At 62.4% G+C, this 25,463-nt stretch carries 19 protein-coding genes and 2 riboswitches; of the genes, 8 read left to right on the top strand and 11 right to left on the bottom strand.

Annotation, left to right across the window (positions count from 1 at the left end; all coding sequences use genetic code 11):
• Positions 1 to 27: 27 nt before the first annotated feature.
• From def to CLU91_RS01665, 7 genes are all read right to left on the bottom strand, one after another.
• Positions 28 to 564, bottom strand: a complete 537-nt coding sequence (gene def / locus CLU91_RS01695) for a peptide deformylase (RefSeq protein WP_100872712.1) — start codon at positions 562 to 564, stop codon at positions 28 to 30.
• Positions 561 to 1,454, bottom strand: a complete 894-nt coding sequence (gene galU / locus CLU91_RS01690) for a UTP--glucose-1-phosphate uridylyltransferase GalU (protein ID WP_100872711.1) — start codon at positions 1,452 to 1,454, stop codon at positions 561 to 563. Before galU ends, def begins: the two co-directional genes overlap by 4 nt.
• Before the next feature lie 24 nt (positions 1,455 to 1,478).
• Positions 1,479 to 3,830 (bottom strand): NAD-dependent DNA ligase LigA, encoded by a 2,352-nt coding sequence (gene ligA, locus CLU91_RS01685; RefSeq protein WP_100872710.1) that lies wholly within the window; start codon positions 3,828 to 3,830, stop codon positions 1,479 to 1,481.
• Between the two features lie 14 nt (positions 3,831 to 3,844).
• Positions 3,845 to 5,011: a cell division protein ZipA C-terminal FtsZ-binding domain-containing protein gene (locus CLU91_RS01680; RefSeq protein WP_100872709.1), complete on the bottom strand. Its 1,167-nt coding sequence runs from the start codon at positions 5,009 to 5,011 to the stop codon at positions 3,845 to 3,847.
• Positions 5,008 to 8,535, bottom strand: a complete 3,528-nt coding sequence (gene smc / locus CLU91_RS01675) for a chromosome segregation protein SMC (protein ID WP_100872708.1) — start codon at positions 8,533 to 8,535, stop codon at positions 5,008 to 5,010. Before smc ends, CLU91_RS01680 begins: the two co-directional genes overlap by 4 nt.
• 170 nt (positions 8,536 to 8,705) lie before the next feature.
• Complete coding sequence (locus CLU91_RS01670; protein ID WP_232730585.1) at positions 8,706 to 9,341, bottom strand: phosphatase PAP2 family protein; 636 nt, start codon at positions 9,339 to 9,341, stop codon at positions 8,706 to 8,708.
• A 134-nt stretch (positions 9,342 to 9,475) separates the two neighbouring features.
• Positions 9,476 to 10,060: an ATP-dependent Clp protease proteolytic subunit gene (locus CLU91_RS01665; protein ID WP_232730584.1), complete on the bottom strand. Its 585-nt coding sequence runs from the start codon at positions 10,058 to 10,060 to the stop codon at positions 9,476 to 9,478.
• A gap of 169 nt (positions 10,061 to 10,229) precedes the next feature.
• Positions 10,230 to 10,316, top strand: a riboswitch (glycine riboswitch).
• Positions 10,317 to 10,343: 27 nt separating this feature from the next.
• A riboswitch (glycine riboswitch) is annotated at positions 10,344 to 10,449 on the top strand.
• 79 nt (positions 10,450 to 10,528) lie between these two features.
• On the opposite strand from CLU91_RS01665, the gene gcvT reads away from it, so the two are divergent.
• The 3 genes from gcvT to gcvP all read left to right on the top strand — a co-directional run bounded on the left by gcvT (position 10,529) and on the right by gcvP (position 15,123).
• Positions 10,529 to 11,650, top strand: coding sequence for a glycine cleavage system aminomethyltransferase GcvT (gene gcvT / locus CLU91_RS01660; RefSeq protein WP_100872705.1), 1,122 nt, complete (start codon positions 10,529 to 10,531; stop codon positions 11,648 to 11,650).
• 73 nt (positions 11,651 to 11,723) lie between these two features.
• Positions 11,724 to 12,104 (top strand): glycine cleavage system protein GcvH, encoded by a 381-nt coding sequence (gene gcvH, locus CLU91_RS01655; protein ID WP_100872704.1) that lies wholly within the window; start codon positions 11,724 to 11,726, stop codon positions 12,102 to 12,104.
• A gap of 118 nt (positions 12,105 to 12,222) precedes the next feature.
• Entirely contained in the window at positions 12,223 to 15,123 is a 2,901-nt protein-coding gene (gcvP, locus tag CLU91_RS01650; protein ID WP_100876530.1) for an aminomethyl-transferring glycine dehydrogenase, read from the top strand.
• Between the two features lie 178 nt (positions 15,124 to 15,301).
• Here gcvP and CLU91_RS27695 read toward each other — a convergent pair whose 3' ends face one another.
• Positions 15,302 to 15,469, bottom strand: a complete 168-nt coding sequence (locus tag CLU91_RS27695) for a hypothetical protein (RefSeq protein WP_157814537.1) — start codon at positions 15,467 to 15,469, stop codon at positions 15,302 to 15,304.
• A 146-nt stretch (positions 15,470 to 15,615) separates the two neighbouring features.
• Here CLU91_RS27695 and CLU91_RS01645 point away from each other — a divergent pair, with 146 nt between their 5' ends.
• Both CLU91_RS01645 and CLU91_RS01640 read left to right on the top strand, forming a co-directional pair.
• Positions 15,616 to 16,833 (top strand): Bcr/CflA family efflux MFS transporter, encoded by a 1,218-nt coding sequence (locus tag CLU91_RS01645; protein ID WP_100872703.1) that lies wholly within the window; start codon positions 15,616 to 15,618, stop codon positions 16,831 to 16,833.
• 25 nt (positions 16,834 to 16,858) lie between these two features.
• A complete protein-coding gene (locus CLU91_RS01640) occupies positions 16,859 to 17,467 on the top strand; it encodes a TetR/AcrR family transcriptional regulator (RefSeq protein WP_100872702.1) in 609 nt (202 codons plus the stop codon).
• A gap of 58 nt (positions 17,468 to 17,525) precedes the next feature.
• On the opposite strand, the gene CLU91_RS27690 is transcribed toward CLU91_RS01640, so the two are convergent.
• Entirely contained in the window at positions 17,526 to 17,879 is a 354-nt protein-coding gene (locus CLU91_RS27690) for a hypothetical protein (protein WP_157814536.1), read from the bottom strand.
• A gap of 463 nt (positions 17,880 to 18,342) precedes the next feature.
• Here CLU91_RS27690 and mgtA point away from each other — a divergent pair, with 463 nt between their 5' ends.
• From mgtA to CLU91_RS01625, 3 genes are read left to right on the top strand one after another with little or no spacing between them, the layout of a single operon-like run.
• Complete coding sequence (mgtA, locus tag CLU91_RS01635; protein ID WP_100872701.1) at positions 18,343 to 21,027, top strand: magnesium-translocating P-type ATPase; 2,685 nt, start codon at positions 18,343 to 18,345, stop codon at positions 21,025 to 21,027.
• A gap of 36 nt (positions 21,028 to 21,063) precedes the next feature.
• Complete coding sequence (locus tag CLU91_RS01630) at positions 21,064 to 21,405, top strand: DUF6677 family protein (protein ID WP_100872700.1); 342 nt, start codon at positions 21,064 to 21,066, stop codon at positions 21,403 to 21,405.
• Entirely contained in the window at positions 21,402 to 21,914 is a 513-nt protein-coding gene (locus CLU91_RS01625) for a ribonuclease HI family protein (RefSeq protein WP_100872699.1), read from the top strand. Before CLU91_RS01630 ends, CLU91_RS01625 begins: the two co-directional genes overlap by 4 nt.
• A gap of 53 nt (positions 21,915 to 21,967) precedes the next feature.
• Here the strand turns inward: CLU91_RS01625 and CLU91_RS01620 are convergent, their stop codons facing one another.
• Positions 21,968 to 23,605, bottom strand: a complete 1,638-nt coding sequence (locus CLU91_RS01620) for a methyl-accepting chemotaxis protein (RefSeq protein WP_100872698.1) — start codon at positions 23,603 to 23,605, stop codon at positions 21,968 to 21,970.
• A 77-nt stretch (positions 23,606 to 23,682) separates the two neighbouring features.
• Positions 23,683 to 25,311, bottom strand: a complete 1,629-nt coding sequence (locus tag CLU91_RS01615) for a methyl-accepting chemotaxis protein (protein WP_100872697.1) — start codon at positions 25,309 to 25,311, stop codon at positions 23,683 to 23,685.
• Positions 25,312 to 25,463 lie beyond the last annotated feature (152 nt).

Genomic DNA, 25,463 nt, shown 5'->3' with positions numbered 1-25,463 from the left:
CGCCATGGACGTTTTCTCAGGCGCCGATCAATCGTCGTCGTTCGGATCCAGGTCCGGAAACATGACTTCCGTATAGCCGAACTGCGTGAAATCGACGATACGCATCGGATACAGAATGCCGTGCAAATGGTCCACTTCATGCTGCACCACGCGGGCATGGAAGCCGTCGCAATCGCGGCTGATGGGCTGGCCGAACTGGTCCACACCTTCATAGTGCAGCTCGCTCCAGCGCGGCACGCTGCCGCGCAAACCTGGCACGGACAAACAGCCTTCAAAGCCCTCTTCCTTGCGCTCCGTCAACGGCGTCAGCACAGGGTTGATCAGCACGGTTTCCGGCACTTGCGGCGCGTCAGGGTAGCGCAGATTCTGCTTGAAGCCGTAGATCACCAGCTGCAGGTTGACGCCGATCTGCGGCGCCGCCAGGCCCGCGCCATTGGCCGCATGCATGGTGTCGAACATGTCGGCAATCAGCGCCTGCAGTTCGGGCGTATCGAATTCGCGCACGGGCTCGGCCATGCGCAGCAGGCGCGGATCGCCCATCTTGAGGATTTCACGTACGGTCATTTTGCTTCCAGTGCCGATTGCAGTTGTTGCAGGTAAGTGCGGAACGCGGCGCCCGTTTCCGGATGCTTCATGCCCATCGCCGTCGTAGCCTTCAGATAGCCGAGCTTGGAGCCGCAATCATAGCGCTGCCCCTGATAGCGGTAAGCCAGCACGCGCTCTTCGCGCATCAGGGCGGCGATGCCGTCCGTCAACTGGATTTCGCCGCCTGCCCCCGTACCCAGGTTTTCCAGGTGACCGAAGACACGGCTGGTCAGCACATAACGGCCCACCACGGCCAGGGTCGACGGCGCCTCCTCGGGTGCCGGCTTTTCCACGATGGCCGAGACCAGTTCCAGGTCCGGCTGATAATTCTTTGCCGACACGATACCGTACTGCTTGGTTTCCGCGCGCGGCACGTCCTGCACCGCTAGCAGCGAGCAATTTTCATACTGGAAAACATCGGTCATCTGCGCCAGCACGGGGCGCACGCCCTCTTCCACATCCATGAAATCGTCGGCCAGCAAGACGGCAAACGGCTCGTCGCCGATCACGGGACGGGCGCACAGCACGGCATGCCCCAGGCCCAGCGGCGCCGACTGGCGGATGTAAATGCAGTTGATATGCTTGGGAATGACGTTTTGCACCATCTCGAGCAACTGGCGCTTGCCGGCCGCTTCCAGCTCCGACTCGAGCTCATAGGCGGTATCGAAATGGTCTTCGATGGCGCGCTTGTTGCGGCCCGTAATGAAGATCATTTCCGTGATGCCTGCCGCCACCGCTTCTTCCACTGCGTACTGGATCAATGGCTTGTCGACGATCGGTAACATTTCCTTCGGCTGCGCCTTGGTTGCAGGCAAGAAACGACTGCCCAGGCCAGCGACGGGGAAAACTGCTTTTCTGATTTTTTTCATGGGTCTTGTGTAATATTTTAATGATTAGTCTTGCGCGAGCAAGGCCAGCAAACCAGCCTCGTCGAGTATGGCCACACCCAGTTCCTGCGCCTTGGCCAGCTTGCTGCCAGCGTCAGAACCGGCCACGACATAGCCTGTCTTCTTCGACACGGAGCCACTGACCTTGCCACCGGCCGCCTCGATCAGCTCCGCGGCCTCGTCGCGGCTCATATTGGGCAAGGTGCCCGTCAGGACGAAAGTCTTGCCGTCCAGCTTGCCGCCAGCGGCTGGCATTTCAGGCAATTGTGACAGTAATTCAGTGCGCAGGGCGTCCAGTTGAGCGAGCAGCTTGACATTGTTCTCGTCGGCCAGCCATTGCGCCAGCGCTTCAGCCACGGCGGCGGGCAAGCCCGCGTGGAAGCTGGCGCCTTGCGCGGCCAGGCTGGCCAGGGTCACGCCCCGCTCCACCAGCTGCTTGCTGCGCGGTTCCGTCAGCTTGGGGATGCCGATGGCCGCCAGCAACGTCGTTTGTTCCAGCTGCGTGCGCAGCTTGGCGCTGGGCGCGTGTTCGCCTTGCGGCGTGACGCCAGCGTCCAGCAATGCCTGCAGCGCCTGCTGGTTCTTTTCTTCGGCAAAAAAGTCGGCGATGGACTGGGCCACGGTGCCGCCGATGTCGGGCAGCACGCGCAGCAAAGCCGCCGGCGCTTTGCGCACATACGCCAAGCTGCCGAGCCACTCGGCCAGGGTCTTGGCCGTCGATTCGCCCACGTGGCGGATACCGAGCGCGAACAGGAAACGTTCGAGCGGCGGGCGCTTGCTCGCTTCTATGCCGGCCAGCAAGTTTTCCGCCCACTTGGTGGGAATTTTGCCTTGTTGCACTGTTTCTGGCGTCGAACCATCGCGCTCGTCGGCGCGCACTTTCATTTCCAGCAGTTTATCCAGGGTCAGGCTGTACAGGTCAGCCAGGCCATGCACGTATTCCAGTTCGACCAGGGTATCGATATAACGTTCCCCCAATCCCTCGATATCCATCATGCGCCGCCCTGCAAAGTGACGGAACGCTTCCTTGCGCTGGGCCGAACAGAACAGGCCGCCCGAACAACGGGCAATCGCCTCGCCCTCTTCGCGCACCACGTGGGAATCGCAGACGGGACAGCGCTCCAGCATTTTGAACGGCAGCGGCGCCGGGTCCGGGCGCTTCTCCAGCACCACGGACAGCACTTCCGGGATCACATCGCCGGCGCGGCGCACGACGACGGTGTCGCCCACGCGCACATCCTTGCGCAGCACCTCGTCTTCATTGTGCAAGGTGGCATTCGTCACCGTCACGCCGCCGACGGACACGGGCGCCAGGCGCGCCACGGGCGTCATGGCGCCCGTGCGGCCCACCTGGATATCGATGCCCAGCACCACGGTCAAGGCTTCTTCGGCGGGAAACTTGTGCGCCAACGCAAAACGGGGCGCGCGCGACACAAATCCCAGCTCCTGCTGGTCTTGCGTCGCGTTCACCTTGTAGACCACACCGTCGATTTCATACGGCAAGGCGGGACGGCGCGCGCCGATATCGGCGTAGTAGGCCAGCAAGCCCTGCGCGCCCGGCACCACACGGCGCTCCTTCGACACTGGGATGCCCAGCGTTTCGTACCAGTCCAGCAAGGCCGAATGCGACACGGGCATGGCGGCGCCATCGAGGGCGCCGATGCCATACGCATAAAAACGCAGCTTGCGCTGCGCCGTGATGCGCGAATCGAGCTGGCGCAGGCTGCCGGCGGCCGCATTGCGCGGGTTGGCGAATTCCTTCTGCCCCGCGTCGCGCTGGCGTTCGTTCAGGCGGGCAAAATCGGCCTTGAACATCATCACTTCGCCGCGCACGTCCAGTACGGCGGGAATCTTGTCGCCATGCAGGCGCAGCGGGATGCCGGAAATGGTGCGGATATTCGCCGTCACGTCTTCGCCCGTGGCGCCGTCACCGCGCGTGGCGGCCTGCACGAACAGGCCGTTTTCATAGCGCAGGTTGATGGCCAGGCCATCGAATTTCACTTCGGCCGCATAGTCGACTTCCGCACCGTCAAGGTCCAGGCCTTCGCGTACGCGGCGGTCGAAGTTGACGATATCGTCATCGGTGAAACCATTGTTCAGCGACAGCATCGGCACCGTGTGCGTGACTTGCTCGAATTGCGGCAACGGCGCCGCGCCCACGCGCAAGGTGGGCGAATCTGGTTGAAGCAACTCAGGATGGGCCGCTTCCAGCGCCTGCAGTTCGACAAACAGCTTGTCGTACTCGGCGTCGGGAATGGTGGGATTGTCGAGCACGTGGTAGGCGTGCAGATGCCGATTGAGTTCGGCCGTGAGTGCCAGGACGCGGGCAGCAGCGTCCTGGTTGGTCAGATCAGTCATTATTGCGGGATTCTTCAGCTAAATAAACGCAGGGCGCGGGTGGAACCGGCGGGAATATCGGCCGCGTCCATTTCCTGGTAAAACTCTTGCACCTGGCCGGCGATCTCGGCCAGCGCAGCATCGGACAGGGCCTGGTTGTAATCGTCGACGATGGTCGCGTCGAGGCGGCCCACCAGTGCCTTGGCGCAAGCGACCATGGCGCCGAAGCCGTCGCGCGCGGGCGCCACGCAGGGCACGTCCAGCAACAGGGTCAGGCGCGACGTGGTTTCCTCGGCCAGGGTGACATTCGTCGACAGCGAGAACAGATAGCTGCCGTCGCCATCGGGCATGACGAAGCGGCCGTCCGGACGCACGTCGAAGCCCTGCTTTTCCAGCGCAAACAGCAAGGTGGAAATGGCCCACGGCGCGCCGTTCGTGTGCAGGTTGACGCCCAGTTGCGCGTCGTGGCCGGCAACGAAGCGGTGCAAGGTGCGCGCTTCGGCCATCACTTCCATCATGTCGGGCACTTCCGGCTCGGCACCGATCTCGTCGGCCACGCCACGCAAGCGCGTGACCAGTTCCGAGTATTCGAGTTCATTCAAGGCCGTGCTGCGGCTGGCCAGCTGCACGCCGCCCTGCATCTTCGTATAGACACCGCCATGCGTGATCGGTTCCCAGTCGCCATTCACGTGCAAACCGATGAAGTGGACGGGCTTGTTGCCCACCAGGCGCAGGGTTTGCAGCACGGGCAGGATCTTGTCGCCGCGCACGGGCGCTTCCAGCGACAAAGGCAGCAGGCAATCGATCAGCGGGTCGACCAGGCTGGTCGCCTGTTCGCTGGCAGCGCTCACTTCTTGCACGGGCTCGGCGGCGGCTGCCGCGACCGTCTCGGCAGGGATATCCCCCAGCGACGGTTCCGCATGCACGGGGGCGTCGGACACGGGCGCGGCTGGCGGCGCGCCGAACGACGGCTCGGCCTTGGCGGCAGGCGCGGCGTCAAAGCGCGGTTCCTGGCGCAGCACGGGTTCCTGGGCTTCCACTGCGGGGGCGTCGCCCTCGCGCATCAGCACGTCGTCGTGGTCGGTGGAAAAAGCCCGTTCCACGCTTTTCTTGGCCTTGTATTCCTGCCATTTGTTGTACGAGAAAACGCCGACGATAAAGACGCCGCCGGCGCCGAACAAGGTAATTTGTAAGTCTGTCATGCTGCTTGTGCCTCGGTTGCAAAATTTGCGGCGGACTCCATGTCCACCGCCACGATGCGCGATACGCCCTGCTCCTGCATCGTCACACCGATCAATTGATGGGCCATTTCCATCGCAATCTTGTTATGCGAAATGAAAAGGAATTGGGTCTGGTCGGACATGCGCTTGACCATGCGGCAAAAGCGTTCCGTGTTCGAATCGTCCAGCGGTGCATCGACTTCGTCGAGCAGGCAGAACGGCGCCGGATTCAGGCGGAACATGGAAAACACCAATGCGGTTGCGGTCAGCGCCTTTTCTCCACCGGACAACAGGTGGATGGTGGCATTTTTCTTGCCAGGAGGCTGCGCCATGACTTGTACACCGGAATCGAGAATCTCGTCGCCCGTCATGGTCAGCCTGGCCTGCCCCCCGCCAAACAGGATGGGGAACAGCTCGGAAAAGTGATGGTTGACCTTGTCGAACGTGTCTTGCAGCAAGTCGCGTGTTTCCTTGTCGATCTTGTGGATCGCGTCTTCCAAGGTATTGATCGCTTCCGTCAGGTCGGCATTCTGGGCATCGAGGAAATTCTTGCGCTCGGACGCCTGCGCCAGTTCGTCCAGCGCGGCCAGGTTGACGGCGCCCAGGCCCGTGATGGCGTTCGTCAGGCGCGTCACTTCGCCCTGCAGATACGATGGACGCATGTCCGGGTGCAGCTTTTCCGTCAGGGCCGCTTCATCGGCGCCCGATTCCAGCAATTGCTGGGCGAATTGCTCCTGGTTCAGGCGCGCGGCTTGCTCCTTGAGCTGCATTTCCATGATCTTGTCGCGCTGCGGCTGCAAGCTGCGCTCCGATTGCGTGCGCGCATCTTCGGACAGGCGCAGCTGCTGCGTAATCTGGTCCAGTTCATGGCGCGCGTCTGCCAGCGCCCGCTCCTGCGTGGTGCGGCGCTCCAGCAGATCCTGCAAGCCGTCGGCCGCCGCGCCGCTTTCCAGGTTGGCCAGTTCCAGTTCGCCCGCCTGCAGGCTGGCCGTCACTTGCTGCGCCTGCGTACTGGCCGTGGCGATATTGCGGCGCAATTCCTCGATCTTCGCACGGTGGGCTTTTTCCGCGTATTCCGTATCCTTGGCAGCCCGTTCCAGGTCGCGCAAGGCTTCGCGTGCTTCGGCCAGACGCTGTTCTTTTTGCAAGAAATCCGTATGGCCGTCTTCGTGCGCTTCCTGCAAGTTGCCCAGTTCCATGTCCAGCTGTTCGAATTTCTCTTCCGATTCCAGCTTGGTCTGCATTTGCTCCGCTTCCTGCGCGGCGATTTCCGCCAGGTCCGCGCCGATCTGCGTGCTGCGCTGGTTGAAACGCGCTTCGACTTCCGACAATTTGACCACGTCCAGTTGCAAAGTATGCACGGACGACGTGAGCTGCTGTATGCGCAGGCGCAAGTCCGACAGGTTGCGCGTCAAGGTTCCCACGGCTGCATCGGCCCGCACGGAACGGGCGCGCGCCTCTTCGGCCAGCAATTGCTGGGCGCGCAACTGTTTGCCGATATTCTCGATTTCCTGCTGACGCCCCAGCATGCCTTCCTGCTCCGAATCGGCCGCATAGAAACGCACGCTGGTGGCCGTGACCACGTGTCCAAGCCGCGTGACGAAATAACCGCCCGGCGGCAATTTGGCGCGCTCGGCCAGCGCCTCGGCCGCGTCTTCCACGGCGTAGGCGTTGTACAGCCAGTCCTGCAGCAAGCCGCGCAAGCCCGGATCATTGAGTTTCAACAAGTTCAGGAACGGTTTCAGGCCTGGCACATCCGGCATCGGCAGCGGCGCCACCGTGGACGGCGCGTACAGGGCCAGCTTGGCCGGTGGCGCGTCGGCAAAGAAAGCCTTGGCCCAGTCGATGTTCGACAGTTGCAAGGCCGACGTGCGCTCGCGCAAGATCGATTCCATGGCCGCTTCCCAGCCCGCCTCGATCTGCAGCTTTTGCCACAGGCGCGGCAAGGTGTCGAGCTCGTGCTTTTTCAGCCACGGCTGGACCTTGCCCTGCGTCTGCACCCGTTCCTGTAATTGTTTCAAGGCGGAAAGACGCGCTTCCAGCTGGGCATTGGCGGCCGTTTCGGCATTGACTTGCGCCTGCGCCTCGGCACGCTCCTGCTCCAGCTTGGGCTGCTGCTCCAGCGCTTCTTCCAGGTAAAAACCCTGCTCTTCCAGCGTTTGCTGCTTTTCTTCCAGCTGCAGTTTCAGGTTTTCCAGATGGCTGCTGTCAGGCAAACTCAGACTGTTCTTTTCCTGCTGCAGGCGCTCGCGGCGCGTGAGCAGGCTGGCCAGGATGTTCGAGGCGTTGCGCTGGTGCGCCGATTCCAGTTCCAGCTGCTGCTGCGCCTGCATGATCTTCGCGCGCGATTCCGTGCTCTTGTTTTGCGCGGCGCGCCAGGCGGCATCGAGCTCGGGCAATTGCTCGCCCTTCTGCTCGGCCATCATCTGCGATTGTTCCACCTTGGCGGCCAGCTCTTCGAGGTGGAACTCCGCCTCTTCGATCTGTTCCTGGTATTCGCTGCCCTGGCTGTTCCACTGGTCGCGCTGGGCCGTCAGGGTGGCCAGCTGAGCCTGCAGGCGGGCGCGCGATTCGATGACGAACTTGATCTGCGCTTCCAGGCTGCCGATTTCCGCATTCGTCTGGTACAGATGACCCTGCGCCGTATGCAGCCGGTCGCCCACGGCAAAGTGCGCCTGACGCATCTGCTCCAGCGTCAGTTCCACGTTGCGCAGCTTGGCCGTCTGCTCTTCCAGGTCCGTCTGCGCCTGTTCCACTTCGCGGAAATAGCGCGTCTGCTCGTTTTGCGCCTCGTTCTTGCGCAGCAGCCACAACAATTTCTGCTTTTCTTCCTGGTCCGCCTGCAAGGCGTGGAAACGCGTGGCCACGGCCGCCTGCGCTTCCAGTTTTTCCAGGTTGGCATTGAGTTCGCGCAAGATGTCTTCCACGCGCAGCAAGTTTTCGCGCGTGTCCTGCAAGCGGTTTTCCGTCTCGCGGCGGCGTTCCTTGTATTTGGAGACACCGGCCGCTTCTTCGAGGAAGACGCGCAATTCTTCGGGGCGCGATTCGATGATGCGCGAAATCATGCCCTGGCCGATGATGGCGTAGGCGCGCGGACCGAGTCCCGTGCCGAGGAAGATATCCTGGATATCGCGCCGGCGCACGGGCTGGCCATTGATGTAATAGGTGGACGTGCCGTCGCGCGTCAGCGTGCGCTTGACGGCGATCTCGGCGTACTGGCCCCACTGGCCGGAGGCCTTGCCGTCGTTGTTATCGAACACCAGCTCCACGGAAGCGCGGCCGGCGGGCTTGCGGTGCGTGGAGCCATTGAAAATGACGTCCTGCATCGATTCGCCGCGCAATTCGGACGCTTTCGATTCGCCCAGCACCCAGCGCACGGCATCGATGATGTTCGACTTGCCGCAGCCATTCGGCCCAACCACGCCCACGAGCTGGCCTGGCACCTGGAAATTGGTGGGATCGACGAAAGACTTAAATCCCGACAACTTGATGGAAGAGAGACGCACGTGTTTTAGAGTTCCTGGCCTATGCTGGCGGTTGAGATCGGCGAACCCGGTTCAGATGCACCATGGCGACGGCAGTCTGGCCGCTCACCGCAAAAAAGTGGTTCATCATACCATTTCCTGATGCTTTTCTGGCCAAAAAACAGCGGCATCGAGTGCTGGCCGGCCCCAGATCAAGGGGCTGGGCGGCCATCCTGCGCCAGTTTCCAGTCTTCACGGGAAAAAACGCGCTCATGGCCGGACAGCACCATGGCCAGTTTTTGCAGCCACTGCTCGGTCGGCATGGGCTCGGCCTTGAAGCTCAGCACCACCATCAGCAGCAGGCTGGCCAGCGCCAGCGCATGGCTGACGGCGAAATGGACGGCGCCGCGGGCATTCCACATGAAGCCCAGCGCCAGCGCCAGGCCCAGCACGCAGCCGCTGACGGCTTCCGACACGCTGTGCGCATGCACGACCACGCGCGAAATGGCCACCAGCACGGCAAAGGCCACGCCGACGAGCACGCCGGCATGGCGCCAGCGCGGTTCGGCCCGCTGCAGCAGCACATACATCAGCACGGGAAACACGGCGCCGGCGCGCATGGCGTGGCCGCTGAAACCGGTAAAATCGAGCGCGCTGCTGCCCACGCCCCAGCTCATGAAGGCCAGCTTCGACAGCACCACGAGGGCCAGGCCGCCGCCGTACCACAGGCTCCAGCTGAGCACCAAACGCCACTGGCGCGAGACGAGCAGCCACAGGGCAATCGCCACGCCGGCCGGCCCCATGACGGACATATCGGCCGCAAAAGAAATCCCATTCCACCAAGTCATCGTGCACGCGCTTATTTCATGATCAGCTTGCACTATGCCACGACTGTGCCCTGTTCCGCGCGGCTTTTGCTGTGCTGCAGCGAAGAATTACATTCGATTACAAAATTTCCTCGTCAATACCAGCCGCCTGGGCGTCAGATATTCGTCAGGCGCTTGCCCCTGGGCGGCGCAAAGTCGCAGATCGATTCGACCATGCCCACTTCCAGCGCCTGGTCGGCCGTCAGGTGCAGGTCGGAATACGCATGCACCTGCCATTGCTCTTCCGTCAGGTTGACGTGGCCGCGCAGGATGCGCTCGGTACGCATGTCGTCGGCGCGCAAGCCCTCGACGATGATGCTGAGCGCATCGGGGCGCGAACCGGGCGAGGCGGTCGCATGCGACTTATGCACCATGAAGCGGGCCGTGTCGCTGGCATGGCGATGCCGCCCCGACAAAAACAGGGTGACGGCGATGGACGCTACGGCGCCCGCGTTATAGGTGACTATGTCAAGCGGCAACTTGCTGAGGAAGTTGTACAGACAGATGCCATCGCTGACATAGCCGCCGTTCGACTGGATCAGGATGTGCGCGGTGGTGAGCTTGTCTTCCGTGATGTCGGCCACGGCGTTGAAGACGCGCCGCACCATGTCACTGTTGACGTCGCCCGAGAGGGTAAAGTAACCGTGCTGCTCGGTGTTGTTTTGTGTCTCGTGCTGTGTCCCGCTTTGTGTCGTATTCATGGCAGCCACCCGCAAGAAAGCCAGGATTTCATCATAGCGCATTCCCGCGCGGCCGGGCGCCCTGTTGCAGTGGATCAGCCCCCTGCCCAGCCCCGCAAATCGGGGGTTTTGCGGCAATTTGGCAACGTCTTTACAGATTGACAGAATACCCCTGCTGACATATATTCCTCACACTTGATCGGGAGAGGGCAACCCAGCGTTGCCGCCGAAGGGGCACTACCCAAAAACTCTCAGGCAAAAGGACCGATCAGGCGGACTGAAGCTGTTGCTTTGGCGACATCTTTAGCTCAACTCTGGAGAGCGGCCGCGGCTATTGCCGGCGGCCCACCGAAGGGGCGCACGGGGCAAGCCCCCGTAATCTCTCAGGTACAAAGGACAGGGGGGTCAGTGATCACGATGGAGTGCCGTTTTGGCTCTCGATATTCTGTGTTCTGTTAACTTCCCCTTTACCTTCGTCCCGAGGAATCCATGACGCTCAAAGCGACCCCACTCAACAACGCCCACCGTGCCCTCGGCGCCCGCATGGTCGATTTCGGCGGCTGGGACATGCCCGTCAACTACGGCTCGCAAATCGAAGAACACAACGCCGTGCGCGGCGATGCTGGCATGTTCGACGTGTCGCATATGTGCGTGGTCGATATCGAAGGCCCGAACGTGCGCGCCTTCCTGCGCGGCTTGCTGGCCAACAACGTTGACAAGCTGCAAGTGTCGGGCAAGGCGCTGTACTCGTGCATGTTGAATGCCGAAGCTACCGTCATCGATGACCTGATCGTCTACTTCTTCAATGAAAACTGGTTCCGCCTCGTCGTCAACGCGGGCACGGCGGAAAAAGACGTGGCCTGGATGCAGCAGCAAAACACCGCCACCAACAGCGGCCTGACGATCACCGAACGCCGCAATGCCAACGATCCGATGGCCCTGGTGGCCGTGCAAGGCCCGAACGCGCGCGCCAAGGTATGGCAAGTGCTGCCCGAAACGCAAGCCGCGTCCGAAGCCATCAAGCCGTTCAACGTCGTCATCGTCAAGGACACGGCTTTTGGCGAAGTCATGCTGGCGCGCACCGGCTACACGGGCGAAGACGGCTTTGAAATCGGCGTGGCCGCCACCCAGGTGGAAGCGCTGTGGAACGCCTTGATCGCCGCCGGCGTCAAGCCGGCCGGCCTCGGCGCGCGCGACACCCTGCGCCTGGAAGCGGGCATGAATCTGTACGGCCAGGACATGGACGAAAGCGTCAACCCGCTCGACGCGGGCCTGGCATGGACCATCGACCTGGTCAGCGAGCGCGACTTCATCGGCAAGGCCGCCCTGCTGGCCAAAGGCCAGAATGCGCAATTCGTGGGACTGATCCTGCGCGAAAAAGGCGGCGTGCTGCGCGCCCACCAGAAAGTCATCATCGCCGGTAACGAGCAAACAGGCGAAATCACCAGCGGCACCTTCAGCCCGACCATGCAGGAAGCGATCGCCCTGGCGCGCGTGCCCAACGGCGTGAACGTGGGCGACAGCGTGCACGTGGAAATCCGCGGCAAGCAGCTGGCCGCTTCGGTCGTCAAGCTGCCTTTCGTGCGTAACGGTAAAATCCTGGCTGCGTAAGCGTATTTATAGAGCCGCCCACAAGACCGTACAACCATAATCAATAACGAACACTTACCATCTGGAGCCACACATGAACATTCCTGCAGACCTGAAGTACACCGCTTCCCACGAATGGGTACGCCTTGAAGGCGACGGCACCATCACCGTCGGCATCACCGAGTACGCGCAGGACGCGCTGGGCGACATCGTCTTCGTCGAACTGCCAACCGTGGGCAATACCTACGGCGCCGGCGACGACGCCGCCGTGGTGGAGTCCGTGAAAGCCGCCAGCGACATCTACGCGCCGATCGCCGGCGAAGTCGTGGCCGTCAACGACGACGTCGTCAACTCGCCCGAGTCGATCAACGCCGACGCCTACGCCAACTGGCTGTTCAAGATCAAGCCAGCCGACGTGTCGGCCCTGGACGGCTTGCTCGACGCTGCCGCCTATGGCGCCAGCACCAGCGCGTAATCGCGTTTGACTCACGGGCCGCGTTTGCGGCCCGTTTGCATTTAATTTTGTAGCTATGCCCCGCCGCCGCGCCCGCGCGCCGCATCCCGGTTTTTCAGTCTTTTTTGGCCTCTATATCATGACCCGCACCAGCCTGACCCAACTCGAAGCACGCGATGCCTTCATCGCCCGCCACATCGGCCCTTCCGCCACCGAACAGCAAGTCATGCTGGCGACCCTCGGCTATCCATCGCGCGCCGCGCTGATCGACGCCCTGGTGCCGGCCAACATCCGCAACAAGGGCGCCCTGCCATTGGGCGCCTACTCGCAGCCGATGCCGGAACAGGAAGCGTTGTCGCGCCTGAAAGCCATCGCCGGCAAGAACCAGGTGCTCAAATCGCTGATCGGCCAGGGTTATTACAACACCTTCACACCTGGCGTCGTGTTGCGCAACATCTTTGAAAACCCGGCCTGGTACACGGCTTACACGCCTTACCAGCCAGAGATTTCGCAAGGCCGCCTGGAAGCGATTTTGAACTTCCAGCAAGTCATCACGGACCTGACCGGCATGGGCATCTCGAACGCCTCGATGCTGGACGAAGGCACGGCCGCCGCCGAAGCGATGACCCTGATCCAGCGCGTGGGCAAGTCGAAGTCGAACGTGCTGTACGTCGCCAATGACGTGCTGCCGCAAACGCTGGAAGTGGTGCAGACGCGCGCCCAGCCGATCGGCATCGACGTGCGTACGTTCGACCCGGCTGAAATCGAGTCGCTGGACGCCTGCTTCGGCGTGCTGCTGCAATACCCTGGCGTCAACGGTTTAGTCCGCGACTACCGCGCCGGCGTGGAAAAACTGCATGCGAATGGCGCCATGGTCATCGTCGCTGCCGACCTGCTGGCCCTGACCATGCTGACGCCTCCTGGCGAATGGGGCGCCGACGTCGTCGTCGGCAACAGCCAGCGCTTCGGCGTGCCGCTCGGCTTCGGCGGCCCGCACGCGGGCTACCTGTCCACGCGCGATGAATTCAAGCGCAATATGTCGGGTCGCCTGGTCGGCGTGACCGTCGATGCGCAAGGCAACAAGGCGTATCGCCTGGCCCTGCAAACGCGCGAACAGCATATCCGCCGCGAAAAAGCGACGTCCAACATCTGCACGGCGCAAGTGCTGCTGGCCGTGATGGCCTCGATGTACGCCGTCTACCACGGCCCTGCCGGCCTGCTGCAGATCGCCCAGCGCGTGCACCGCTTTACGGGCGTGCTGGCCGCCAACCTGAAGACCCTCGGCTATGGCGTCGTCAACGCGAGCTACTTCGACACCCTGACCATCCATGTGGCCGATGCGGCGCAACTGCACGCGACGGCCATGCACCACGGCGTCAACCTGCGCAAGATCGACAACACCCACGTCGGCGTGTCGCTCGACGAAACCACCACGCGCGACGATATCGCGCTGCTGTGGAAAGTGTTCGCGCACGGCCTGGCCAACGCGCCTGCCGCCCCGGACCTGGACGCAGTTGAAGCAGCCGTGACCAGCGCGCTGCCGGCGAATCTGGCGCGCGAAAGCGCGTATCTGACGCACCCCGTCTTCAACAGCTACCACTCGGAACACGAAATGCTGCGCTACCTGCGCAGCCTGGCCGACAAGGACCTGGCGCTGGACCGCACCATGATCCCGCTCGGTTCGTGCACCATGAAGCTGAACGCGACGAGCGAAATGATTCCCGTCACCTGGCCCGAGTTTTCGAACATCCACCCGTTCGCGCCAGACGCGCAAACGGTCGGCTACCGCGAAATGATCTCGCAGCTGGAAGAGATGCTGTGCGCGCTGACCGGCTACGCTGCCGTCTCGCTGCAGCCGAACGCCGGCTCGCAGGGTGAATACGCGGGTCTGCTGGTGATCAAGGCGTATCACGAATCGCGTGGCGAAGGCCACCGCAATATCTGCCTGATTCCATCGTCGGCGCACGGCACCAACCCCGCATCGGCCAATATGGTCGGCATGCAGGTCGTCGTCACCAGCTGCGACGCCAACGGCAACGTGGACCTGGCCGACCTGAAAGCGAAAGCGGAAAAGCACAGCGCCAACCTGGCTTGCGTGATGGTCACCTACCCATCCACCCACGGCGTGTTTGAAGAAGGCATCCAGGAACTGTGCGAGATCATCCACTCGCACGGCGGCCAGGTCTACATCGACGGCGCCAACATGAACGCGCTGGTCGGCGTGGCCGCTCCCGGCTCGTTTGGCGGCGACGTGTCGCACCTGAACCTGCACAAGACTTTCTGCATCCCGCACGGCGGCGGCGGACCAGGCGTCGGCCCGATCGGCGTGGGCGCCCACCTGGCGAAATTCCTGCCGAACCAGCGTTCCTCCGGCTACCAGCGCGATGCTGCAGGCATCAGCGCCGTCAGCGCCGCGCCATTCGGCTCGGCCAGCATCCTGCCGATTTCGTGGATGTATATCGCCATGATGGGCGCGGAGGGATTAACCGCAGCGACCGAGACGGCGATCCTGGCGGCGAACTACATCGCGCGCCGCCTGGCGCCGCACTATCCCGTGCTGTACTCGGGCCACGACGGCCTGGTCGCGCACGAATGCATCCTCGACCTGCGCCCGATCACGGACGCCACCGGCATCAGCAACGAAGACGTGGCCAAGCGTTTGATGGACTTCGGTTTCCATGCGCCGACCATGAGCTTCCCCGTGCCGGGCACCCTGATGATCGAGCCGACGGAAAGCGAATCGAAAGTGGAAATCGACCGCTTCATCGACGCCATGATCGCCATCCGCGCGGAAATCGCCAAGGTCGCCAGCGGTGAATTCGACCACGACGACAACCCGTTGAAACATGCGCCGCACACGGCACAGGTGCTGATGTCGGACAACTGGGAACGCAAGTACAGCCGTGAAATCGCGGCCTACCCCGTCGCTTCCCTGCGCCAGCGCAAATACTGGCCACCGGTCGGCCGCGCCGACAACGTCTACGGCGACCGCAACCTGTTCTGCGGTTGTGCTCCGATCAGTTCTTACGAAGAAGAGTAAGCGCCACGCGCCCGCTTCGGCGGGCGTGTCGACGACAAGAAGGCAGGCCACACGGCCTGCCTTTTTTCATGTTCGCATGAACATCACTGCGTAGGTCGGATTAGCGCCCAAGCGCGTAATCCGACACCACCACCGGCCTCGCCAACAATGTTGTCGGATTACGCTACGCTAATCCGACCTACGCAAGCGGCAACGCCAGCAGGACGGCGCCCGGCAGTCCCAGGGTCGTGCCCAGTATCGTCAGCAACATGACATCGCGCCGCTCGCAGCGGGTGCGGTGCGAGCTCCAGGCGGCAAACAGCAACGCGACGGCCACGCCGCTGAGCGCAATTCCCACTTCCGTCATGCCAACTCTCCCGCAATTGATTCTTTTTTCATCGGTCTCATCCTTTTCATTGACTGCACAAGCTACCTACCGGTAGGCAGTGAGTGTACAATAAAAAACACGGCGGCGTCCATGCCCCGTTTTTTTGATGACACGAAGGAATCGCAATGCAGCAGCAAACCACTTTCCCCGCCGCCAGTCTCGGGCTGGCGGCTTCCCTGGCCCTGGTGGCCGTGCTCGGTCCGGCCGGCATCGACATGTACCTGGCGTCGATGCCCGCCATGGCGCGCGAACTGCACACCTCGTATGCGAATGTGCAGCTGAGCCTGACCGTTTTCCTGCTGGCCCTGGGTGCAGGGCAACTGCTGTGCGGTCCGCTGACCGACATGCTGGGCCGGCGCCGTCCGCTCCTGGCCGGCATCGCCGTCTACATTCTTGCTGCTGTGTGGGCGGCGCAGGCGGATCAATTGTCGACCCTGCTGCTGGCACGTTTGCTGCAGGGCCTGGGCGCGGCGCTGACCTTAGTGGTGGTGATGAGCATGGTGCGCGACGTGGCCGATGGCGTCAAAGCGGCGCAGCTGTTTGCCCTGCTGATGACCATCGTGGGCCTGGCGCCCGTGCTGGCCCCGGCCGTGGGTGGCTTGCTCGATGCGCACTATGGCTGGCGCGCCGTGATGCTGGCCCTGGCCGCGCTGGGCGCCTTGACGCTGCTCAATAGCGCGCTGTTCTTGCCGGAAACCTTACCACTGAAGAACCGCGTTTCACCGAAGGGCCTGCACCGCACCTATGCGCGCATCGCGCTGGACCGCGCCTTCCTGCTGCCCGCGCTGGCCCTGTCCGCCGCTTTCTTCTTCCTGTTTGCGTATATCGGCGGCGCCTCGCTCGTGTACCAGCGCGATTTCGGCCTGTCCGCCAGCAATTTCGGCCTGGTGTTCGGTGCCACGGGCGTGGCCGTGCTGCTCGGTGCGATGGCCAGCGGCCGGATGGTGGAAAGGCATGGCGTGGCGCGCCTCTGCGTGGCGGGCAGCGTGGCCATGCTGGGCGGCGCCGCGCTGGCCTTGCTGGGCGCCTGGGCGGGCTTCGGCATCACCGCCGTCGTGCCCGGCATGTTCGTGGCCCTGTTTGGCCTGGGCATCGCGGAAGCGGCGCTGATGGCCATGGCCATGGGTTCGCAGCAGCGCGCGCTCGGTTCCACGGCGGCATTGCTGGGCGCCATCCAGATGACCTTGTCGTCCCTGGCCACGCCGCTGGCGGCCAGCCTGTCCGAACAGGGGCCGCTGCCGTGGCTGCTGTTCTTGACCGTGGCCGGCCTGCTGGTATCATGGCTGACCCTGGCCACTGCGCGCGTCCATCCGGCAACCGCCACCAACCTGGGCGCGCACTGACGCTTCACCCAACCATTAGCCTCATATGAAGAAACGCTCGGCCTCGGCCGATAACATCTGCGCCGTTGCCGTCGTGCACTTTTCCGAACATGGTTACGACGCCTCGTCCCTCAGCGACATCGCCGGGCAGGCGGGCATGCGCAAGGCCTCGCTGTATTCGCACTTCGCCGGCAAGGATGCCCTCTTCCTCGACGTCTTTGCCGATGCGCTGGCTGAAGAGCAAGCCTTCATGGACAGCTGCTTCGCCGATGAAGCGGCGTTGGCGGCGCCCGGCGGGCAACTGGCCGGTGCCTTGTACTGCGACCGCATGGCGCAGCGCTACGCGGAGTCGGCCCATTTGCGCTTTTTGCTGCGCACGGCATATTTACCGCCCGCGCCCCTGCGCATCGAAGTCGGCACGGGCTATGAAGCCTTGCTGGCGCAGTTGCAGCAGCACTACATGGCCAGCCTGGGCCGCCTGGCGCCATCCCTGCCGCCGCAGCGCATCGAACTGTACGCGCAAGCCTACCTGGGCATCGTCGACAGCCTGCACGTGGAACTCATTTATGCGGGTGGCGCCGCGCTGCAGCAGCGCCACGCTGCGTTATGGCAGATATTGTCCGATTCGCTGGCGATGGCGGTGCAAACCGCCTGATGCGGCATAAGGTGAAGGCCACATGGTTTTCGGCGAGGCTCACTGCGCGAAAACTGGCTCAGGCATAAGCGTGCACCAATAAAAAGCCAGCCAGCGGAACGACGGCTAACAGCACAACAATGCCAAGGCAACCCGATCCCGCTCCAGATCTGGACCCTGCAGGAGAAGTGCCAGGCTCACGCTCGCGTGGCGCCCTGGCACGTACCCATTTAAGATGGCAGGACTGGCAAAAGAATGTGGTTTTGTTGTTGCGCCAGGCTTCAATCGTTCGATCGGTATGGCGTGCAACCGTGCCGCAACGGGCACATTCGAAATGTGTTTCTTTCGGCAGTTTTTTTGAAAAGTGCTTGCCGGCAAAGAGCATGACGACAAGTCCCGCTATGACTGCCCCGACGATGAATTCCATAGACATGTATTTTTCTGTATTTGCATAGAGTTTACCGTGGCTACTTCCAGCCAATCAGCGTACCCGAGCATAACGGATTGCCAAACGGCAAAAATCACAGATTGTCACATTACACTTTGGAAACCTAAGATTTCTTCAGTTGACACCCTCGCAGCCCATCCATAAGATGCCCCCATTATTCATTTACGGAGTCCCACGTGGGTACTTGTTCTAGTGACAGTAGCCGATCTTGTATCGGTGATTGCCTCGGCAGCTAAACAGCAAGCAACGCGGAACTCTCTTTCCTCCGTGCCTTGCTGAGCAAGGTGCGGTGTCTCGCGGCAAGTCTGGCCGTGCGCCTCTCCCCCTCTTTCCGATCGCGACCGGCTACTGACTCGGATTGCCCGCCAGCACTATTGTGTCTTGGCGGCACGCAAGTCTTGCCTGCGGCTGCGCCGCCCGTCAACACCTCGTCGTGAAAGGAAGAGCCATGAATCTCTTCACCCGCTTATTCGAATCGTTCCTGCGCAAGCGCCATACGGCCGGCCATTTCCGCCGGCGCGCCATGCCGCTGGAAAACAGCACGGCCCGCCCCGTGCCCGACCACCTGGCGCGCCAGCTGCTGGCCGCCGCCCATGAAGACCTGGACAGCGCGCTGAACCGCCTGCGCACGCGGGCCGAAGGCTTGCGCGATGCCGAGGCGCAAGTCATCGGCGCGCAAACGGGCCCGAATGAAGTCGAGCATGAAAAACCGCTGGCCTGGTACCAGCACCTGTGGCTGTGCTACAAGAATCCGTTCAACCTGCTGCTCACCGTGCTGGCCATCGTTTCCTACCTGACGGAAGACCCGAAGGCCACCATCGTCATCGGCACCATGGTGATTTTGTCGACCTTGCTGCGCTTCGTGCAGGAAGGCCGCTCGAACCGCGCTGCCGAGCGCCTGAAAGCCATGGTCAGCAATACGGCCACCGTGCTGCGCAATGGCCAGCAGATCGAGCTGCCCATCCGCCAGCTGGTGCAGGGAGACATCATCGTGCTGTCGGCCGGCGACATGATTCCCGCCGACTGCCGTTTGCTTTCCGCGAAAGACCTGTTCGTCAGCCAGGCCGCCATGACGGGCGAGTCCTTGCCGGTGGAAAAGATGGCCGAGCTGGCCGACGCCCATGGCAAAGACCCGATGGAACTGGCCAATTTGCTGTTCATGGGCACGAATGTGATTTCGGGCGCGGCCACGGCGCTGGTCCTGGCAACCGGCAACCGCACCTATTTCGGCACCATCGCCACGAGAGTGACGGCCACCGAGCGCACGCCGACGGCGTTCGAAGCGGGCGTGAACAGCGTCAGCTGGCTCTTGATCCGCTTCGCCCTCGTGATGGCGCCGCTCGTGTTCCTGATCAACGGCTGGACCAAGGGCGACTGGATGGAAGCGTTTTTGTTCGCCCTGTCGGTCGCCGTGGGCCTGACGCCGGAAATGCTGCCCATGATCGTCACCAGCACCCTGGCCAAGGGTGCCGTGAAACTGTCGAAAAAGAAAGTCGTCGTGAAACGCCTCGATGCGATCCAGAACTTCGGCGCCATGGATGTGCTGTGCACAGATAAAACGGGCACCTTGACGCAGGACAAGATCGTGCTCGAGCGCCATACGGACGTGTTTGGCCAGCCCTCCGATGAAGTGCTGCAGTTCGCTTACTTGAACAGCCACTACCAGACGGGCTTGAAAAACCTGCTCGACCGCGCCGTGCTCGACCATGTGGAATTGCAAACGGAAATGCAGCTGGCGCGCGATTACCTCAAGGTCGATGAAATCCCGTTCGATTTCGTGCGCCGCCGCATGTCCGTCGTCGTTTCTGAAAAGAATGATCACCATGAGCTGATCTGCAAGGGCGCCGTCGAGGAAATTCTCGCCGCCTGCAGCCATTTGCGCCTGGGCGGCGTGAACATTCCGCTCGATCCTGCCCTGCTGGACAAGGTGCTGGACACCACGCAGGGCCTGAATGCGGAAGGCTTGCGCGTAGTGGCCGTGGCCGTCAAGGAAGTGCCGCCGCATAAAACCGTGTACGGCGTGGCCGATGAAACGGCGCTGACCCTGATAGGCTATGTGGCGTTTCTTGATCCGCCGAAGGAATCGACGGCGCCCGCCCTGCGCGCGCTGGCCGAACATGGCGTCACCGTGAAAGTATTGACGGGCGACAACCACCTGGTGACGGCGAAGATTTGCCGCGAAGTGGGCCTGGCCGTGCATGGCGTGCTGCAAGGCCCGCAACTCGACGACATGGACGATGCCACGCTGGCCCGCGCGGCTGAAGACAACACGGTGTTTGCCAAGCTCAGCCCGCTGCACAAGGAGCGCCTCGTGCGCGCCCTGCGCGGCAATGGCCACATCGTCGGCTTCATGGGCGACGGCATCAACGACGCGCCCGCCCTGCGCGCGGCCGACATCGGCATTTCCGTCGATTCGGCCGTCGATATCGCCAAGGAAGCGGCCGACATCATCCTGCTGGAAAAAAGCCTGATGGTGCTGGAAGAAGGCGTGCTGGAAGGCCGGCGCACCTTCAGCAACATGCTCAAATACATCCGCATGACGGCCAGTTCGAACTTCGGCAATGTGTTTTCCGTACTGGTGGCCAGCGCCTTCTTGCCGTTTTTGCCCATGCTGCCGCTGCACCTGCTGGTGCAAAACCTGTTGTATGACGTGTCGCAGATCGCCATTCCCTTCGACAATGTCGACGCCGAACTGATCCAGCAGCCTTTGAGCTGGAACCCGCGCGACATCGGCCGCTTCATGATGTTCTTCGGGCCCATCAGCTCGATCTTCGACATCAGCACCTTTATTTTGATGTGGCATGTGTTTGGCGCGAATACGCCGGAACAGCAGACCCTGTTCCAGTCCGGCTGGTTCGTCGTCGGGCTGCTGACGCAAACCCTGATCGTGCACCTGATCCGCACGCCCAAGCTGCCCTTCATCGACAGCATCGCCTCCGTACCCCTGCTGGTGGCCACGACCCTCATCATGGCCGCGGGCGTGTTCCTGCCGATGGGACCGCTGGCGACTTACTTCAAGCTGCAAGCCCTGCCGTTGGGCTACTTCCCCTGGCTGCTGGGCATCCTCGTCTGCTACACGGTGCTGACGACGTTCATGAAACGCGTGTATCTGCGCAAATTCGGCTGGCAATAGTATGATGGAACGCTCTTTCTCCTCACAAAGGCACGCATGAGCGGTTCCCCCCTTTCCAAGCGCAATCTCCCCCTGCTGCTGTCGGCCCTCGTCTTTCCCGGCAGCGGGCATTTCCTATTGAAACGCAAGGCGCGCGGCTGCCTCTTCCTCGTGCCCGCGCTGGTCGCGCTGGTGCTCGTATTGCGCCAGATCATGGCACGATTGGACCAGGTTATGGCACAGATCGACAGTGGCGCCCTGCCCCTCGACGTGCAGCTGATCGTGGAAAAAGTCGATGCGCTGTCCGCCAATGACGGCCCCGCCATGACCGTGGCCGTAAGCGTACTGGTGGCCTGCTGGATCGGCAGCCTGATCGATACCTGGTTCCTCAAGCCATGACGCCGGAAGCAGAGGCGCGAAAACTGCGCAAGGAAGCGAAGATGCAGGCGCGCCGCGCGCAGCTGGCGCTCAGCCGCCAGGACCATGGCGGCCCGCAAGCCTGGCGCGGCTGGTTCGACGGTTCCGCCCATCCGAACCCGGGCAAGCTGGGCATAGGCGCCCTGCTGCTGGGGCCGAACGGCGAGCGCATCGAAGTGAGCCAGGCGGCCGGTTATGGCAGCAGCAGCGACGCCGAATATGCGGCCCTGATCGCCGTGCTGCAGGCGGCGCAGGCCGTGCGCCCGCCGCCCGAGCAACTGCTGCTGTTCGGCGACAGCCAGGTAGTGATCAATGATGTGCTGGGAACGACGCCGGTCGGCGCCAAGGGGCTGGAAATGCACAGGGCCAACGTAGTGGCCCTGCTAGAACAATTCAACGATGTGAGCTTGCGCTGGCTACCGCGCCACAGGAATGGCGAGGCGGACCGGCTGTCGCAGCTGGCGATCGCCGGCTTCACCCCAGAGGCTTAAATACCGGGGCCGTACCCTCAGGGTACGACCCCAGCCGTTACGGGGCAAGCAACTTAAGCGGCGCGGCCGATCCGCAAGCTAGCCTTGGCTTCCTTGCCTGCCGGACGTTTTACACCCTTCAAGCCGCTGACACTGGCCTGCTGGCTATTCAATTTAAACACGCTGACGACTTGCGCCAGATTGTGCGCCTGGTGCTGCATCGATTCGGCGGCGGCCGCCGACTCTTCCACCAGCGCCGCATTTTGTTGCGTCACGGCATCCATCTGACCGATGGCGCGGTTGATCTCGTCGATGCCCACGCTTTGCTCGCTGCTGGCCGCCGTGATTTCCGTGATGATGTCGCTCACGCGCTGCACGCTGTCGACGATATCATTCATGGTCGAGCCGGCTTGCGCCACCAGCATGCTGCCCGCGTTGACTTGCTCCACGGACGCGCCGATCAGGGTCTTGATCTCTTTCGCAGCCGAAGCAGAACGCTGGGCCAGGTTGCGCACCTCGGACGCCACGACGGCAAAGCCGCGGCCCTGCTCGCCTGCGCGCGCCGCTTCCACGGCCGCATTCAGGGCCAAAATGTTGGTCTGGAAGGCGATGCCATCGATGACACTGATGATGTCGACGATCTTGTTCGACGAGGCATTGATCGATTCCATCGTGCCCACCACTTGCGCCACGACTTGCCCGCCCTTGACGGCCACTTGCGCGGCCGACGCCGCCAATTGGTTCGCCTGGCGCGCATTGTCCGCATTCTGTTTCACGGTCGACGTCAGTTCTTCCATCGACGATGCCGTTTCTTCCAGCGAACCGGCTTGCTCTTCCGTGCGGGAAGACAGGTCCTGGTTGCCGGCGGCAATCTGCGTCGAGGACGTTGCGATGCTGTCCGTGCCGCTGCGCACTTCGCCAACGATATTGAGCAGGCTGGTGTTCATATCCTTCAGCGCTTGCAGCAATTGCCCCGTTTCATCCTTGGCGCTGACATCGATCTGCGCCGTCAAGTCGCCATCGGCCACCTTGCGGGCAATCTCCACGGCCGTGCGCAAGGGGCGCACGATGCCCATCGTCAAGACCCAGGCGCACACGACGCCAAAGCCCAGTGCCAGCGCGGCCAGCACCAGCAGCAGGTTGCGGCTGGTCTTGGCGACGGCATCGATCTCGCGCGCGGTGGCGTCGATGCTGGCGCGCTGGTGTTCCAGCATATTCATGATGACTTTCTGGTACTTCGTCGAGCCGGGCACGAACACGGCCTGGAAGGCCTTTTCCGCTTCTTCCGTCTGGCCGGCCGCCTTCAGCTTCGAGACTTGCTCACGGGAATCCAGATACACCTTGCGCATTTCGCTGACCTGGCGGAACAGTTCCGTTTCTTGCGGGCCGGAAATCAGGGCTTCAATCTTCTTTTGCAATTCACTCGAAACGACGGACGACTGTTTCGCTTCTTCCGCAAAATACGGTCCCAGCGAGGTGTCGGCGCTGCGCACGATGGCCGTGGTGCGGCGGATGCCGCTGTCGATCTTGCTGTACCAGTCGGAAATATAGCGTTCCTTCGCCAGCGGCTGCTCCATCATGGTGCGCGTGGCGGTGGCCACGTCGTGCAAACGCCAGACGCTGATGCCGGTAATGACCAGGGAAAACAGCAAAATGACGGCAAAACCCAGGCCGAGCCGCACACCAATACTGACGTTTCTTAACAAATTCATGTGAATATCCTGAAAAATCGGAACCAGACTATATAAAAGGAGCTGAAAGCTGCGGCTGCACGGGGCAGCCGCAGCTTTCAGCGTGCGCCGAGGCGCAAGGCGGTTTGCGGCGCTGCCGGCTGCTTCAGCGTGCTCGCGCCACTTACCTTGGCCTGCTGGCCATGGAGCTTGAACACGCTGACGACTTGCGCCAGGTTGTGCGCCTGGTGCTGCATCGATTCGGCGGCAGCAGCCGACTCCTCCACCAGGGCCGCATTTTGTTGCGTCACGGCATCCATCTGGCCGATGGCGCGGTTGATCTCGTCGATGCCCACGCTTTGCTCGCTGCTGGCCGCCGTGATTTCCGTGATGATGTCGCTCACGCGCTGCACGCTGTCGACGATATCGTTCATGGTCGAGCCGGCTTGCGCCACCAGCATGCTGCCCGCATTGACTTGCTCCACGGACGCGCCGATCAGGGTCTTGATCTCTTTCGCCGCCGACGCCGAGCGCTGCGCCAGGTTGCGCACTTCCGAGGCCACGACGGCAAAGCCGCGGCCCTGCTCGCCCGCGCGCGCCGCTTCCACGGCCGCATTCAGCGCCAAAATGTTGGTCTGGAAGGCGATGCCATCGATGACGGCAATGATGTCGACGATCTTGTTCGAGGACGTATTAATCGATTGCATGGTGCCCACCACTTGCGCCACCACTTCGCCGCCCTTGACGGCCACTTGCGCCGCCGACGCCGCCAATTGATTCGCCTGGCGCGCATTGTCCGCATTCTGTTTCACGGTGCTGGTCAGCTCTTCCATCGACGAGGCCGTTTCTTCCAGCGAACCCGCTTGCTCTTCCGTGCGGGAAGACAGGTCCTGGTTGCCGGCGGCAATCTGCGTCGAGGACGTCGCAATGCTGTCCGTGCCGCTGCGCACTTCGCCGACGATGTTGAGCAGGCTGGTGTTCATGTCCTTCAGCGCCAGTAAAAGTTGCCCGGTTTCATCCTTGGCGCTGGCGTCGATCTGCGCCGTCAGGTCGCCATCGGCCACTTTGCGGGCGATGTCCACGGCCGTGCGCAGCGGACGCACGATGCCCATCGTCAACAGCCAGGCGCACACGACGCCAAAAGCCAGCGCCAGCGTCGACAGCAATAACAGCAGGTTGCGGCTGGTGCTGGCGATGTCATCAATCTGGCGCGCGGTGGCGTCGATGGTGGCACGCTGGTGCTCCAGCAAACCGTAGACCATCTTCTGGTACTTGGCTGCGGCGGGCACGAAGGTTTTTTCAAACACTTCGTTGGCGGCCTCGGACTGGGACTCGCCCTTGAGCTTGTAGACCTGGTCGCGCGAGCCGACATACACTTCGCGCAATTCCAGCAAACTGGCGAACATGGCCTGTTCTTTCGGATCTTTGAGCAGCGCCGCGATTTTCTTTTGCAGGACAGCCGAGCTGGCGCTCGACACTTTCGACTCTTCGGCGAAAAAGCCGCTCAGCGAGGTGTCGCTGCTGCGGGCGATGGCGATCGTGCGCCGCACGGCGCTGTCGATGCGCGTATACCAGTCGGAAATATACCGCTCCTTGGCCAGCGGCTCTTCCATCATCGTGCGCGTGGCGCTGGCCACGTCATGCAGACGCCAGACACTGATGCCGGTGATGATCATGGAAAACAGCAAAATGACGGCAAAGCCCAGTCCCAGACGGACCCCGATGCTGACGTTTCTTAACAAATTCATGTGACTATCCTAATATCCTGAAGAGAGGCCCTGCAGCCAGCGCCTGGAACAGCATGGCGGACGCCGCCAAATCTGTCCCGCCAAGTAAACTGGCGCACGGTTCGGTTGAACCGTGCGCCAGGAAAATGCGCTAGCGTGCTCCCTGCGGAAAC

Origin of the sequence: Janthinobacterium sp. 64 (genome assembly GCF_002813325.1) — a bacterium.
In the GTDB taxonomy this organism is placed as follows: domain Bacteria; phylum Pseudomonadota; class Gammaproteobacteria; order Burkholderiales; family Burkholderiaceae_D; genus Janthinobacterium.
Note: the sequence above shows the minus strand (reverse complement) of the source record. Positions and strands in the feature narration are given on the sequence as shown.